Source organism: Enterovibrio nigricans DSM 22720 (assembly GCF_900167155.1).
In the GTDB taxonomy this organism is placed as follows: Bacteria; Pseudomonadota; Gammaproteobacteria; order Enterobacterales; family Vibrionaceae; genus Enterovibrio; species Enterovibrio nigricans.
The window spans coordinates 24,838-40,777 of record NZ_FUXU01000039.1; the positions used below are offsets into that span (position 1 = coordinate 24,838).

At 46.3% G+C, this 15,940-nt stretch carries 10 protein-coding genes and 1 pseudogene; 4 read left to right on the forward strand and 7 right to left on the reverse strand.

Annotated features, from left to right (window positions below; all coding sequences use genetic code 11):
• Positions 1-59 precede the first annotated feature (59 nt).
• From B5D35_RS13995 to B5D35_RS14005, 3 genes are all read left to right on the forward strand, one after another.
• Positions 60-590, forward strand: a complete 531-nt coding sequence (locus B5D35_RS13995; protein WP_078753177.1) for a hypothetical protein — start codon at positions 60-62, stop codon at positions 588-590.
• A gap of 198 nt (positions 591-788) precedes the next feature.
• Positions 789-1,961 carry a MerR family transcriptional regulator gene (locus B5D35_RS14000; RefSeq protein ID WP_078753178.1) on the forward strand — a complete coding sequence of 391 codons (1,173 nt, stop codon included), beginning with the start codon at positions 789-791 and terminating at the stop codon, positions 1,959-1,961.
• Between the two features lie 39 nt (positions 1,962-2,000).
• Positions 2,001-2,537, forward strand: a complete 537-nt coding sequence (locus B5D35_RS14005) for a GNAT family N-acetyltransferase (protein ID WP_078753179.1) — start codon at positions 2,001-2,003, stop codon at positions 2,535-2,537.
• Positions 2,538-2,652: 115 nt separating this feature from the next.
• On the opposite strand, the gene B5D35_RS14010 is transcribed toward B5D35_RS14005, so the two are convergent.
• The 7 genes and pseudogenes from B5D35_RS14010 to B5D35_RS14040 form a co-directional block, all read right to left on the reverse strand.
• Entirely contained in the window at positions 2,653-5,073 is a 2,421-nt protein-coding gene (locus B5D35_RS14010) for a VolA/Pla-1 family phospholipase (RefSeq protein ID WP_078753180.1), read from the reverse strand.
• Positions 5,074-5,421: 348 nt separating this feature from the next.
• A complete protein-coding gene (gene guaD, locus B5D35_RS14015; protein WP_078753181.1) occupies positions 5,422-6,786 on the reverse strand; it encodes a guanine deaminase in 1,365 nt (454 codons plus the stop codon).
• The gene (locus tag B5D35_RS14020) at positions 6,783-8,087 is read right to left on the reverse strand and encodes a solute carrier family 23 protein (protein ID WP_078753182.1); all 1,305 of its coding nucleotides are present in this window, start codon (positions 8,085-8,087) and stop codon (positions 6,783-6,785) included. Before B5D35_RS14020 ends, guaD begins: the two co-directional genes overlap by 4 nt.
• 313 nt (positions 8,088-8,400) lie before the next feature.
• Positions 8,401-9,258 carry a hypothetical protein gene (locus B5D35_RS14025; protein ID WP_078753183.1) on the reverse strand — a complete coding sequence of 286 codons (858 nt, stop codon included), beginning with the start codon at positions 9,256-9,258 and terminating at the stop codon, positions 8,401-8,403.
• Positions 9,259-9,807: 549 nt separating this feature from the next.
• A pseudogene (locus B5D35_RS14030) lies at positions 9,808-11,468 on the reverse strand (N-acetylglutaminylglutamine amidotransferase); the annotation flags it as partial.
• An 890-nt stretch (positions 11,469-12,358) separates the two neighbouring features.
• The gene (locus tag B5D35_RS14035; protein WP_078753184.1) at positions 12,359-12,967 is read right to left on the reverse strand and encodes a DUF805 domain-containing protein; all 609 of its coding nucleotides are present in this window, start codon (positions 12,965-12,967) and stop codon (positions 12,359-12,361) included.
• Positions 12,968-13,404: 437 nt separating this feature from the next.
• Positions 13,405-15,138: a hypothetical protein gene (locus tag B5D35_RS14040; RefSeq protein ID WP_139367770.1), complete on the reverse strand. Its 1,734-nt coding sequence runs from the start codon at positions 15,136-15,138 to the stop codon at positions 13,405-13,407.
• Between the two features lie 432 nt (positions 15,139-15,570).
• Between B5D35_RS14040 and B5D35_RS14045 the strand changes: the two genes are divergently transcribed.
• Positions 15,571-15,924 (forward strand): nicotinamide mononucleotide transporter, encoded by a 354-nt coding sequence (locus B5D35_RS14045; protein WP_170915183.1) that lies wholly within the window; start codon positions 15,571-15,573, stop codon positions 15,922-15,924.
• The last annotated feature ends 16 nt before the right edge of the window (positions 15,925-15,940 follow it).

Here is a 15,940-nt window from a genome sequence, read left to right on the forward strand (position 1 = left end):
TGCTCTTTACTTCATTAACAATGGAGGATGGGCTTGTATACACAGTCAAAGAGGCATGGATGTTTGACTTTACTATTGGCGATTGGGTGTATGCCACGCAATCCGGCGTATGGCAAATATACCGAATTGATGAGTTTAGGGCGTTTAATCCATCCACAAAGGAATTCGAAGATAAGTCGCTGATATTCGCCAAGCGGTTTTTCGATGACAAGGGAAAGGCGGCTTTTACGCAGGACTTTTTCTCCATCACTTCATTGTTTCCCGTAAAAGGGGAGTCAAAGCTCGATCTGGACTTGTACATCAAGAGTCATCCCAGACTTTACGCCAAGTTTAATCGCTATAACCCCGAGCCCATCGATACCGTTTGTCAGTGTTGGATTGACGTGCCTGAACATCAATCAACCGAAGAGATAGCGGACATGTTTCCCAAAAATGTGGAATACACACAATCTGAGGCTGCACAGCTAATTAACGCACTGGGGCTAGACTTAAAAAGCTCTCCGCACTGGACAGTGGAATTTATCTCCCGTGGCACAGTGTTACGGGATGGATATATCCGGTACGTATTTAACCGAGTGCTGGAGTTTTGATAACTACGCGCGAATCCTTTACAAGAACAGACTGACGAGACAAAAAGCTTCTCTTTCCAGCGGCAATCCGGTTGGCGCGATGAGGGTCGCTGACGAGTGCGGTCACTCACTTTTATTTAAATAACCTCATTTTCCATTTGACCTGTCTATAACTCTACAGTTTAAGATTCACCACATATCGACGAAACGAGACGGACTATGTACCGCATTTCTGAACTGGGTGAACGCGTCGGGTTATCCCGTACCACCTTGCTGTATTACGAGAAGCTCGGGCTTATTCAAGGTGAGCGTCTTGAGAATGGCTACCGGACTTATAGCGAGCGTGATTTACAGCGTTTAAGGCTGATTCAACAGTTACAGGCAGGTGGACTGACACTAAAAGAATGTCAGGCGTGCTTGGAAGCAAAAATCGACCGAACCTTATTGGTTAATCGCCTTGAACAACTCGATGCCGAGATAGCGGAGAAACAACGGTCCCGAGAATTGTTAGCTTCATTGCTTGGTGAAGACGGTCAGAGCGACTGGCACGATCAGGCAAGCAAGGTTGCGCCTGACGAGCACTTGGCGTGGCTTATTAAGCAGGGCTTTAACGAAAAAGAAGCACTGCGATTGAAATGGTTGTCAAAGAACATGAACGAACACGATCAATACATGGCTGACTTTATGCACATTTTCAACGCGCTGGAACGTTGGGGGCCGGGATCGGGATCGGACACGCTGCGTGCATTAAAGGCCGTACCATTTGTCCCAGAAAATCTACTGGAAATCGGCTGTGGTCGAGGCATTGCGACCACGGTTCTTGCTAAGAACACGAACGCAAGAATCACAGCGCTGGATAACGAAACGACTGCGCTTGAAAGAACAATGGAGCGCGCAACAGACGCCGGTGTTGCCACGAAGATTGAAACCATCTGCGCCAGCATGACGGACATTCCGCTTGAAAAAGGGCAGTTCGACCTGATTTGGGCTGAAGGCTGCGCGTATGTCATGGGCGTAAACAACGCGCTTAAACAATGGCGTTCGCTTTTATCAGAAAATGGTGTGCTGGTATTAAGCGACATGGTGTGGTCTGTCGATTCACCTAGCCCTGATATTGCAGCGTTTTTGGGAAGTGAATACCCAGATATTACAACCGCAGCAGTGCGCATTGCACAAGCAAACGCGGCTGGCTATGACGTGATTGATACCTTCACCATGAGCAAAGATGCATGGGATGCGTACTACACGCCACTTGGCGAGCGTGTCACTGAGTTGGAGACCAGCATGGCAAATTCAGCAGCATTAAAAGACATTAAACGCGAAGTTGCGCTAATGACAGCGCACTTCGGTGAAGTGAACTACCAACTATTTATCTTGGCAAAAGCAAAATAACTGCTCGTCCGGCGACTTTTGGCAAGAAAGGAAAATACTGTGAAAATTAAACAATACGAACCATCACAACTTAACGACATCAAAACCTTATTCCAAAACACCTTCACCGATTCAGAAGGCGAAGCGGAAGGCAAAATGGTCAGCGAGCTTGCCCATGAAGCACTCACGACCACAGAGAGCAAAGACGTATATGGTTTTGTGGCGATGGACGGCGACACGTTGGCAGGCAGTATCGTGTTTACACGTCTGACGCCTGCAAACGGCGCAGAAGCATTCTTGCTTTCGCCTGTGGCAGTTTCTACCTCATACCAAAAACAAGGTGTGGGTAGCACTCTGATCAACGAGGCATTAGAAGTGCTGAAAAGTGAAGGCGTAGAATTGGTATTCACTTATGGCGACCCAAATTACTATGGACGCGTTGGCTTTAAGCAAATCGGCCAAGACATCGTGAAAGCACCGTGTAACCTGAGCTTCCCAGAAGGTTGGTTGGGACAGTCACTCGTCAGTGACGAGGTTTCTCCCATTGAAGGCGAAACAGGTTGTGTTGCTGCGATGAATAAACCAGAAATCTGGTAATTACGCAGTTCTCATTGATGCTCTACGTTTCTCACGAAACACACAAAAAAGCCTCCCAATGCAGTCGCAAAGGGAGGCTTTTTGATTTCACTACGTCGAGCTTAGTCGTGCGGAATTACTCTTCCATCACGGTGGCATCAGTGACCGTCAGTGTATTGCCGTCACCTTGAACAAATGAGCGCATTTGTTGCTGCATTTCTGTGGTGCCTGGCTTGGCGTCATTCGCGAGAACCGATGAATGACCGCCGCCACGGAACTTAAACAGTGCCGCATTTTTAACGAGCGTACCTGACACCGACGAAGTGGTGACGTCGATGTTTAAGTTTTGGACCAAAGGTTTGGTGCCTGCAAACGGAGAGTAAGGAACCAAAATATCTGTGCCCGCAAGCGTTTGGCCTTCAGCAATGGCATTTGGAATGATGCTGTCACCATTCACCTGTGACATATACACCGGAAGTTCTGCCGAAATGAGGCGCGCATGGTTGGTTGGGTCAACTGTGTCTAACACCGTCTGTGCGGCAAATGCAAAGTGGTCATAACTGTCATACAGTTCGCGCAATGTCGCTAATGATTCAGGAGAACCGTTGTTCACCAACTTCTTCTCATATGAGCCATAGCAGAACAAGAGTTGCATCCAAGGCTTACCGCCACATTGCTGAGCAAATTTGTCATTCACTTTCAATGCCACGTTGCCTTTAATCAAAGGGCTGAACATGGTTGAGTTTAAAAGCAGATACGGGATTTCAGCACCCGGATTCGCCAGTGCCAATTTGTTCAACGCAAAGTAGCGATTGTCCGTTTCGACACTGTTCAGTGTATTGCTTACTGCACTGCCCGCATTAATGCCTGTAATTGCGCCCAGTGAATGACCTGCATACCCAACGCCATTATCCATCGAAATGGTTGCCAGTTTCCCATACTCAGATTCTGGGTCAGCCGACGCAGCGACGTTTTCTGCCATCAGCCCGATGGCTGCACGGAAGTTAATGACATCGATGGTGCTTTGACGCAAGTTGTCGCGCGCTGTGGTGAGAGACGACAGGTTCAGGTACATCTCAGGGTCACTGCCTGCGTTTTTGCCGCCGACTCCACGGTCACCGTGGAGTGGGTGATTAATGGCAAAAATGGCGCGACATTGTTCAGTCAGTAATGCATCAGACAGGTTCGAGGTTTCAAACGAGCCTTTGTCACTGGTGACACCATGTTGGTAGATGGTGATCGCGTTGGCACCACGCTCCTGACATTCTGGTTTTGTAGGAATGGTCATTGAATAATCAATGGTTTGCACAGAGCGAAGTGTTGGCAATACGCTAAAGCGCGTCATTAAACGCTCGCTGTCCACTGGTGAGCCATTGGCCAGTGTCAGGGCACTGCCCGACAACGCGTCGATGATGCGACGCTTACTCTCCACACTGTGTTCAAAGTCAGTGATATCTTGTACATCAACGTTCAATGCCGCCAGTTGAGCGTGAACCGCTTGCTTGTCAGCCTCAGTGCCTTCTTCTAGTACATGACGGATCTTAGCAACACTCGGCATGCCGCTCTGCCAAGGGGAAGACAGGTAGTTTTCTTTGTTGATATCGAGAAAGTAAGGGAGCGTGATTTTCCCATAGTAAATAGCACCCACGTCATTCGGTGTGTTTTTTTCGAAAACAGGGGTGGTCATCGAATACAAAGATGCCAATTGTTCCGCTGACACACTGTTGTCAATCGATGCCCCTTTCCAAACGGTGTTCGGGCCGTGCGCAATAGCTTGTGCCGTTGCATACATGGTACCCGCCAGCACATCGCCAACAGACGCGGTTTTGAACCAAGAAGAGAAGATGATCGTCGACTTGTCGACACCCGCTTGCTCAAAGGCATTTTCCGTGTTGTGCGTGATCGTTTGAGCGGGTAGCAGCTTCTCTACCGGCACTTTGTTTGTTGATTTCAAAACAGCATAAGAAAAGCTCGTGCCCACCGCGTTGTTTTGGGTGTCTTTTAGGCTGTTAGTAACGGCAAACATGTAGTTGCTTGAAGGCTCAAGCGGCTTAAGCAGCGTCGCGGTGAGGGTTTCGCCTTTCGCTTTCACTGTGTAATCCACACCTTCTACCAGCAACGTGGCATCAGACGATGCGTGAGGGCTACTTGGATCTTGAGATTTAAGCAGATAGAAGCTGTTTGCAGCACTGCTTGGATCAAGCGGGTAACCGCTGAACTCGACGTCAATCGGTTGGCTGGTGCTCCAACCATCCGTTTTGCCCATCGCAACCAGTGGATCGGACAAATCGTCAGGGTTAACCGCCGTGCTTTCGACACTCAGCGTTTGGTCATCTTTATCTGTGGCGAGATAAGAGGGGATCACAATGGTGGGTGATGATGGGTCAGAGACCAAATCGAACAGCACAGTGGTTTCCGCGCTTAAGCTTTCAAGAATCGCGGGGTCAAAGACGGTTGGATTCGTTGGGTTGGTCGAGGTAGATGAAGAGTCTTGCTCTCCACATGCTGTCAGACCAAAAGTTGAGGCGATAATGACAGCCAGCAATTGCTTTTTCACGGTAGGTTCCTAACTGAAACACGTACGTCACAGCCCATAAATTCACACGTTGGGCCAGTGAGAAGTGAATACGTTTAGACACTGTTGGTCACAGTGCGATTGGATAGAGCTACAAAAATTCAATCAATGCAGGTGGTAACTCTATGAAGTTTGGGTCTTTCCAATGGAGGTTGGTCAGCGTTGGGCGGATAGTATGTGCTACTTAAAAAGGCGTCAAACCGGAAATTTGATTGTGATCATTCCGATGTTTGATGCTTCGTGCTAGCGGCGCAATGGCATTGTTATAAAACGAAAAAGCCGCCCGATACATTTGCAGAGGGCGGCTTTATATTTTGGGGCTTTCAGGGCTTACTTAACTTGCTTGCCCTGAACCCAGACTTTGTCGATGTCACAGCTTTGGCCCAGAGACACAATTTTCTCCAGAATGTCGCGTGGCGAATCCATGTTTGGCCAAATACGCAGGTTGCCCAGCATGCTAGGTTTGATGACCAATGCATCGAAGTGGAAGTCTTTCTCGAACACACCCACTTTCTCGTTCAGCACACGACCACCGCCAGCGGTTGCCATCCAGAACGCTTCAACAAAACTCACACGAGAACCCGCTACACCACGCTCTCCTGCCGCAAGACGTGTATCTACGCCGTCTTCGCGAACGCGAGAGTGGGTTACCGCATCAAAACTTGCGCGGAAAATAGAAGGTGATGGTGCGCCAGCAATGTCACTGCCCAGACCGATGCTCACACCACTGTCCAGCAGTTCGCGGGTGTGCATCGCGGCATTGGCGAAGAACATGTTCGACAGAGGACAGTGGCCGATACCTGCATCAAATTCTTTCAGCATGGCGACATCGTTGTCGGTCAGGAAAATCGAGTGTGCCAGAACGGTTTTGTTGTTCAGCAAGCCCGCTTCCGCATAGATCTCGATATCGGTTTTGCCGTAGTGTTGCTGCGCATAATCACGCGCCCAGTCACTCTCAGAACAATGCGTTTGCATGTGAACATCGTGCTGTTGAACCAGTTTGCCCAGTTCGCGCAGCAGTGTTTCGGTACAGCTTGGCACAAAACGTGGGGTGATTACTGGCTTCACCAAACCGTGTTCGTTACCTTTGAGGCCACGCACATTCTGAATAAAGGCTTCCGTTTCCGCCAATGCTTCTTCAACAGACGGTTCGCGGTAGAAATCAGGACACTGTTCCGCGTTGTCCATGTTGATTTTGCCCACAAACGCGCGCTGGCCTTGCTCAAGGCTGGTCTTCGCTAAAAGCTCAGACGCTTCACGGTGGATAGACGCAAAGTACACCGCGCTGGTGGTACCGTTCGCCAAAAGGGTACGGGTAACGTCTTGGTAAACCGGTTCTGCAAATGCCAGATCGCCGTAGCGGTTTTCCAGCGGGAAAGTGTAGTTTTGCAGCCAATCATACAAAGGCAAATCCAGACCTTTACCTGCTTGCGGCCATTGTGGCGCGTGGCAGTGCAGGTCAACCAGACCTGGCATCAGGAACTGGCCTTTTTCTACGATGTTTAGTTTCGATGCATCACGGAGTGCATTCACGTATACGCTGTGCTCAGCGTCGTCAGCGGTAAAAGTGCCGGCGATGTCACCGCACTCATCAACGAGGATGAGAAAATCAGGCAGGAATGCCATTTCACCTTTTACTGGCGTGTGGAAAGTATCGGCCAAAATACCGAATTGAATGCGAGTCATGTCGATCATGCCTCAGCCTCCTGTACAGCATCCTCAGGGAGGATAAAATTCAAAATAACAGCAGCAAGTGCGCCAATGGCGATACCTGAGTTAGCCAAGTAGCCAACCAGTTCTGGTAACGCGTAAATCAGTTCGCGGGGCATGAATACCGCACCCAGCGCAAGCATAATCGGCAGGCCAATCACCAGCATATTACGCTCAGAAAGTTGAATGTTTTGCACAACGCGGAATCCGTTCATGGCAATCACCACACAGATCACCGCAAAGATTCCCGCGATAACCGCATGTGGCACAGATGCAATCAGGCTGGTCAGTTTAGGCACCAGACCCAATACCAATAGAATGAAACCACCTGCAATAATCGCGCGGCGAGATGCCACGCCTGTGACCGCGATAATGCCCGCATTGGTGGAGTAACCCGTTACTGGGCTACCGCCTAACAGTGAACAGATAAACTGACCCGCAGCCTCACCCGTCGCACCGCGGTTTAAGCGATCGTCTTCCAAATCTGTGCCTGTTACTGCTGTCACCGCACACCAAGTACCTGTGGTTTCAACAAGTACAATCATGGCAACAAACAGCATGGTTAGAATCGCCAGAGGGTCGAACACCAACTCACCAAAAGGCAGCAGGGTAGGCAATTGAATCCATGCTGCATCAGAAACCGCAGAGAAATCCGCCATGCCCATGGTCGCTGCGACCAAGGTGCCGACAAGGATCGCACCCAGTACAGAGGCCAAACGCAGCCAATGCAGTTGCTTCACAAAACAACCCAGTAGGATAAAGGCACTCAATGAGAACATGCTCGCCATTGCGATCAGAATGTTTTCTGCAGGGCGGTCAGCCGTGTAAATGCCGTTAAACGCAACAGGAAGCAAAGAGATACCCACAACGATGTTGACCGTGCCACCAACAATAGGGGGAACAAAGGTTTTTACCAAACGGCTGAACAGGTTCATCGGGCGGCCAAGCAGAGCCACGAAAATCGCCACAGGGATCATTGCCCCGTAAACCGCACCCATACCCAATGATTTACCTATCGCTGCAATCGCACCAATAGGAATGTACGACGGCCCCTGCATCACAGGCAGTTTTAGCAAAAAGCCAGATTGGATGATGGTACACAGACCCGCAACGATGAAGGTCATTTGGATAAGGGCTGATGTGTCCCCAACCGAAAGAGAAAGTAGGCCAGCAAGAATGATAGGGACGATGTAGAGATCCATTGCCAGCACATGTTGTGCCCCAAGCGACAAAGACTTCGGCAAAGAAATCTTCTCATCAATATTCAGAGGAACGGCAGTTTTCATAGGTTTTAGTACCAAAGTGGGTAATGAATTCTGAAGGTGTAAAAGTGACCAATTAACAGCCAGATAAAGACAAGAACACCTTGAAATTGGCGCGCATAATACTTGTTTTTCGAAGGAAGGCAATCGTTTGCGTGAGGTTTTTATCAATAGGGGAAGAATGGAGGGTTAAGTGGTGGTTTTGTGGGCGGTGAGGGGGGCAAGTGAAGTGCCAGTTAGCGTGTAACTGGCGCGGAAAGGGACAGAACTGATTTAGAGTTGATGCTCAAAACGATGCAGTTCGGATTAGGATTGTCTGGGCAAAGAGAAGTATATGTTATGAAACTTTGTCAAAGTTATAACGTCGCAGTACAACGTAATCCAAACTACCACACCAAATAACCGGCTTACCTGTTGTTGCATAGTAACAATCACCAATGATGAGAGCATGACAACCCTCTAATTGATCTAGAGACTTATCTACCTTGAAATAATTGCGAAACTCATCCGTGATATCAGGATTGATCGAAACACTTAAACCATCACTACGGCTACCAGCATTTAACCAAAGCCTACCATCAGCCGTAAAACCGGCATCACTGATAAATCCCCAATACACTCGATTTAACCCGTCATAGCGCTCATGAACATCTTTGAAATTTACAAAAAGCTCATTGGCTTTGTCTGGTAACCCCTGGATTGGAGCATAGGGGATAGTTACTTTCGAATCAGATGTATAGAGTTTGTCGGAACGAACTAGCTTATAAAGGGTATTTTGAAGTGTTAGGTGCGCGGGGTAATCTTTACCACCACCGTTTTTGACCTTATTTCCTGACCTTTTCTCCCCTGTGGGAGAATCTGGTTTAGGTGCGGGATTTTGAACGTCGACTTCATAATTTTTGTCTAAGCCAAGATCTAAAACTATACCGGAGTCTGGATTAGCGGCCGGCTGGCCATCACCACCGTCGCCGTCATCAACGACTTCATAGTTGGTTGCATAATTACAATTTTCTGTATGGTGAGCGCAAAAATGCGGTACTTTATTCCCGTAACTTGACTTTCTGAACCAAGCATCTCCTTTGCAGGAAGTGCATTGCAAATTTCGACGCATAGTTACAATTGCTTTTTCTCCCAGCGCCCAAAAATCATCCGCATACCACTCTTTCCCATCAATAGTACAAAAAGCTATTTCCATATTTTTTGCCTCTTTATAGTTATCGACCTAACAAGAATGGAATCAAGCTACCGCCCTCTGCTTCTCCGAACGCAACCGCCACTCAATGCCTTATAAAATCTACGCGAATCTACCATGAAGTAAGAAAATATGTACTTGAATGTAGTCACGTTCTGTATGAAATTAAGAGAAAAAAGCTAATAAATTCAGAGTAGTATCATATTTAAAGGAGGGCGAGGTCGTTCTATGGTTGACGCGGCACAAACATAAAAAGGAGCGATAAATCGCTCCTTTGGTCTTTTTACCTTCGCGGATGTTGTCACTGTTGATGATGATGCCAATTTGGATAAATTTGGTACCCGCAGGCAGCGTGATCGGTGGTCTGGTGGTTGTGCTTGGTGGAAGTATGTAGTCAGTGAAAGTTTCAGATATCAACTGGTTGTTGCCGTTGAACCGGTACCTGCGTCTACCGATACAAAGAAGGATGGGATGTCTGTAGGTGCACTCCTGTTAAGCGTCACTCTTGTACCTTACCTACATGTCATTTTCTTACACGTTCTTCACACACAATCAGGGTACATGCCTTTGTAACCATAGCTCTAATAAGGCGAGGTGCCATAACTTACTTCCCTTTAAGCGGGTATAGTACCGCTCAGGCTGGGATAATAGCTTTTCAACATAGACGGGGTTAAATATTCCCCTTTGCCTAGCTGTGTCACTGAGAAGAACCATCCGCATAAAATCAAGGCATTCACCCTGGATATACTTTAATGCTGGCACAGGAAAATACGCCTTAGGGCGATCGATAATATGTTCGGGAAGGCGTGCTTTCGCAATGTGCTTTAATACGTGCTTACCAAAAGAACCAAGCTTCATGCTCAGCGGCATACTTGCTGCCAACTCCACCAGTTCATGGTCAACAAAGGGGACTCTAGCCTCTAACCCCCATGCCATTGTCATATTATCTACGCGTTTTAGTGGGTCATCAACAATCAGCGTTGTGACATCCAGCTTCAATACTTTATCAAGATATTCATCGGCCTGACCTTTGGCCAACAATGTCCGAATCAGGCGACTGGTGTGATCATCACCATGAAAGCGTTTATCAACAGTATCAAGATACTCATAATGGTCACGATCAAAATATTGCGATGCGAACCTTTTCACGTCATCAGGCTCATTAGAGTTGTACATTTCCGGATACCAGAAGTAGCCGCCGAACACTTCATCAGCACCCTGTCCGCTTTGAACAACTTTTACATGCTTAGAAACCTGTTCCGCTAGCATGTAAAATGCAACACAGTCTTGCCCAACCATCGGCTCAGACATCATATCTACAGCCTCAACCAGACGCGTCAGCACTTGGCTGTCAGGAACAAAAAACCTGTGATGTTCAGTACCAAATATTTCAGCAATCTGGTCGGAATACTCAAATTCATTTCCCTTTTCTGCAGGTTTATCTTCAAAACCAACAGTAAAGGTTTTCATGTTGTCTACCCCTGATTCGGCTAACAATGCGACCAGTAAACTCGAATCCAAGCCGCCTGATAACAATACGCCAACTGGTACATCTGAGGTAACTGCCTGCCTTTTCACAGCGGATTTTAACGAATGATAAATGGCCTCAGTCCATTCATTTTCATCCATTTGATGGTGAGGACGCTGGGCAGACAATTGCCAATATTCTCTCTCTGTCACCCTGCCATCAGCACGAAACGTCATACTGTGTGCAGGCCGTACTTTTTGAATGCCATTTAATATCGTATGGGGAGCAGGAATAACGGAATGCAATGTTAGCTGGTGATGTAAACCGACTGGGTTAATACTTGTATCCACACCCGCATTTGCCAACAACGACTGAGTGTTTGATGCAAAGATCAGCCTGTTATGATCAATGCTGTAATACAAGGGTTTGATTCCCATGCGATCCCGAGCCAGAAATAAACATTCTCTGTTTATATCCCAGATGGCAAAAGCAAACATGCCATTAAAATGATCAACACACGTTTCTCCCCAGTGCGCATACGCCTTTAAAATAACTTCCGAGTCACCTTGAGAAAAAAGTGGTAACCACTATTTATTAACTCTGAACGCAATTGCGGAAAATTATAGATGGTGCCGTTGAACACCAAGACCAGACCAAGTTGGTGATCAATCAGCGGTTGATCTGATTGTCCGCTTAAGTCAATAATCGCCAGACGACGGTGGCCCAACGCAATCGCATTATCAGAAAATGAGCTCGCATGATCTGGGCCACGTCGTTCCAGTCTATCCATCATTTTATGCGTACGATTTAAGTCAGCTCGCTGACCATCAAACCTGAATTCACCACATATACCGCACATAACGTCCTTATTTCCCTTAAAGCTTACATTGAGACACACGTATTTCTTCTATACGCAGGCAACCCGAACGTTGCCTGCGTATATACCTGACTCGAAATCAAGTGAATTTGTGATTTTCTTTTACTCAGTCAAGGATATTTCTTTGTAATAATTTTTACAGGCGGAATTTTATTACTCAGGCTCAGTTTTATTTTCCAGTTATATCGTAATCTGTTTGTTTTCCCAACGCATTTGAACCATTTAGTTGCAATATATTCTCACTGAACCATGAATACGGGGAGACCAAGAAACATAGACAGACACATTAAGAAAAGAACAAACCTGTTAGTGTCAGGTATTCGACTGCCAGATCGCTAACTAATCTTTTTACTCTGTTCAATCTCCTCTATCAGATAACCGTCTGAGCGTTATGCTTTTCGAAAATTACTGAAAAGGACAATATTAAACCATAAACAGCGATAGATGCTGTGCACGGCTAGATTGGGTGTAATAGAATTACCTTTGCGAACATCCGTTATGGATGGCGATATGAGTGTTCAAAAAGTGACTGTCTGAATAGTTCGGGATTCTTGTGCAGAGCCTGTTACGGTAAGGTCTTCAACGACAACCGTGGAATCTACATCTTAAATCGTCAAGGTTTTGGTTCCTGCCGTAGGTAACGACTTAATGGCGAAAATGACAACGCGAAATAGACTGCTTTGTTGTTTGAGAGTATTGGCTGCTAACGCAGCCAATAGAATTCTATTGCCTATTGACCGGAGAAGGGCTCATATGTGTTATAAAATATTCCATAGTAAAGTCAGTGCTGAAACAGCAACAATTAGATCAAACACAACAAGAAGTACCGAGGAAACAACAGATGAAAATACCTTTATAGTTGAAGGCTTCTTAGGCGCTGGACCATAAATATTTTCCTCTGAATCACCAACCTTGAAGAACAATACCCAACGGATGATAGGAACCCATAAAACAAATGATAGATATTGAGGCCAACATAAATCTTTTACTCTTGATATTGTATATAGCCATGCAAGAACACATGAGACACCCCAAAGCCAAGAGTTGATAAAGTAGAAATGCACATCAGCGTTTTCTATAGAATAACCGAACATGCTTAATTTGGAGTTTTCATCTATATACCCATTCATAAACACAGGGAGTAAGATACACGCTAAGAAAGAATTTATAAGATACTCAACTCTTCCCATTCTAGGTGTTTTAACCTTCGCCTTTTCTTTTTTTTCAAGTGACTCAACCAAATGTTCGCTAACCTTTTTCCTAGCAGGCGCGAATAAACTTGTTTTACAGTCACCGCAATATCGGCTTGACTCAACAAGTCTTAAATCTTCTCTAGGGAAATCTCCACCACACGATGAACACCTCATTATAAAACTCCTTTTTCATAAATCAGCTAGTAAAATTACACCCGCAGTTCTTGCTCTCGCGATTATGCGATGACATCGATGCTGGGAATATGGGGTTCAAATTACGATAAGTATGTAAACAGAAACGGTAGGAAACTCGGCCAAAAATAGTGCTAACTCACCATGGAGCAAATCAAAACCAAGCTACCGCCCTTTGCTTATCCGAACGCAACGGCCCTTAAATACCTTACATATTCTAAGTGAATCTATCATGTAGCCAGAAAACCTGTACTTGAATGCAGTCACATTATGCATGTAATTTGAGGAAAAATACAATAAATTCAGAGTGATATCGTAAATAGGCGAGGTGTGGGGCTTTTTGTTGTTGGCACTCCACAAACATAAAAAAAGGAGCGAGAATTCGCTCCTTTGGTCGTTCTACCTTCGCTTAGTTGTGTTTAATCGTCGTCTTGGATGGTGACTTCTGCGACTTTTATATCGCTAAAGTCCCTCTGAGTGAAAGCAAGTACATTGAGGGTTTCGTTACCTTCACGGATATTGTCACTGTTGATGATGATACCAATTTGGATAAATTTGGTACCCGCAGGCAGCGTGAACGGTGGTGTGGTGGTTGTGTTTGGTGGAAGTATGTAGTCAGTGAAAGTTTCAGATATCAACTGGTTGTTGGCGTTGTAGAAGCGGAACCCGCCTGTATCTTTGTTGAAATCAACGTGGTCCGTTGCCGTTGAACCGGTACCTGCGCCTACCGATACAAAGAAGGATGGAATGTCTGTAGGTGCACTCCTGTTAAGCGTCACTCTTGTACCGTAGAAAATGCCGGATTCTTGTGCCAAGCCTGTTACGGTAATGTCTTCAACGACAACCGTGGAATCGACATCTTCAATCGTGACGGTTGATGTTTGCAAATCTGATTTATCTTGCGTAATCCATGTCTGAAAGGTAACGCTCTCGCCGCTCTCAGTCACATCATCAGTGATGTAAGATACCGAAAACGTCACGGTTTTGGTTCCTGCCGGAAGCGATACCTCGCTGCCAGCCTCTTGAAGACTCACTTCGACAGTGTCCAGGCTTTGACCATCGTTATTTTTAAACGTAATTGAAGCGACACGATCGTAGTCTTCGCCGCCTGTCGCACTGCCATCTACCAATGCGGCATTCAGGGTTGCGCCGTCAGTGCTTGCTTTGTCCAGCGTCGCTTCAAAGATGCTTGTGCTGCCTTCTGATAGGTTATCGCCGTTATTTGTGAGTGAGGTGACCTGGTTGACATCGCTGTTAAAGACCGTGGCGTCATAACAGGTGTGCTCTTCAGATGTGACAGTGGCCAAGGCACTAATGCGGGTTGGAAAAATACCAACCGCGACTTTTTCGCCCGTTTCAGGCTTAAAGCGCCACAACCAGTTGCTGTTGATGTTGCCAGAAACATTCTGGTTTTTGGCAGCCATCAGTAATTGTCCGTTTTGGTCTTTTGTTACGGCGGTGACGAAATCAACGTAGTGGAATGCTTTTAGCGTAAGCTCTGCGGTTTGTTTGTCGACGGTATACGTTCGGTTATTGGTGACAAACAATAACTCTCCATTGTGAAACTCAAAGTCGCCCCAACTGGTAAAGCCGCCTATACGGGCATTGATTGGAAACTGGGCGATTTCCGTTACGTCACCAGATTCGATGTCCACCTTGAACAGTCTGACTGAGTCGGAGGCATATAATTCGCCTGTGGCCGGGTCAAAAGCCATACGCAAAATTTGGAACCGGGTGTTGGCGACCTCTACGTGTTCTTTAGATGCAACATCGTAGTATGCGAGTTTAAAGGGCGTATTGGATTTGGCGTGGAAATCTAGCGCGTTGAGTTCTTGCTCTGTAAACAGTTCTTCAGCACCTTCCATGTGGTAAGAGATTGGCGCTGGTACGCTGGAATAATAGATACGATCTGAGTGTTGATCGTAAGCCATCGCTGAACTGCTGAAGCGTGCTTTTGAGTTGATTGTTGCGCGATCTGAGGCGTCAGAGAAGTAGTCTGAACCCATGAAAGCGTTCTCTTTTAAGTCAATAAGAGCACCGACATGTCCTCGACCTGCATTCATACTGTAAACGTTTCCATTGCATTGCGCAAAAGAAGCCGCAGAGGCGAAAATACTTGAAGCCGCTATCAGCGAGACTAGATATTTCATCATTCCTTTCTCGGTTTATCCTGTTGCAGTGCGAACTGACGACCTGAACCGCGATTTCGGGTTGAAGGCGAGTTGAATGAACAAATTACCTACATAAAAAGTGAAGATCTCTAGATTGCAGTGCATTCCAACGTTTTACCAATATTTATCATGATAAATATACTCAGCGTCAAATACATGATTCATAAATACATAGTAAAAAAGGATGGCAAAAGTCTGTCTCTGGTTGACTTGTGCCGAATTTGAGACGGAATAATTTGGTGGTTTCGCAGGTGATCGCCTTCTTCCCCTATGTTGAGACACTCCCAACTCTTGTTTTCTGCAACAGTGATGCAGTAGACAAGCGTTAGCAGGGGACTGTCTAGCAGGGAACAGATTGTTGAGATGTCCCACAAAGCGACAGTAGGTTGTGTCTTACCACGTGAGGCGTGTTTTATGGCGATTAACAATGCGTTAAAACTCTTTTGGACAGCGTTGACGACATTTCAAAAATGGTTTTTTGTCATTTTTCTATTAGGAAGTTTTTTTTCATTTCTCTCACCGCTTTTTCTAGGCGGAAAGGTAGTTGAACTATTTACGTTTACAGCCATTGTCGGCTTGATTTGTGCTGTGTCAGGAGTTCTGACTTCAATATATCAAGCGAGAGGAGAGGTGATTGTTTATGGGTTTATCATTGTAAACACAGTGACTTATGCATGGATAGCTTATGCGAGTGATTTATACGGTCAGGTGATACAGAATCTTGTTTTGTTATTGCCGAGGCTTTGTTGCTTAAATCGATGGAACTAAATCTAGAAGCTACGAT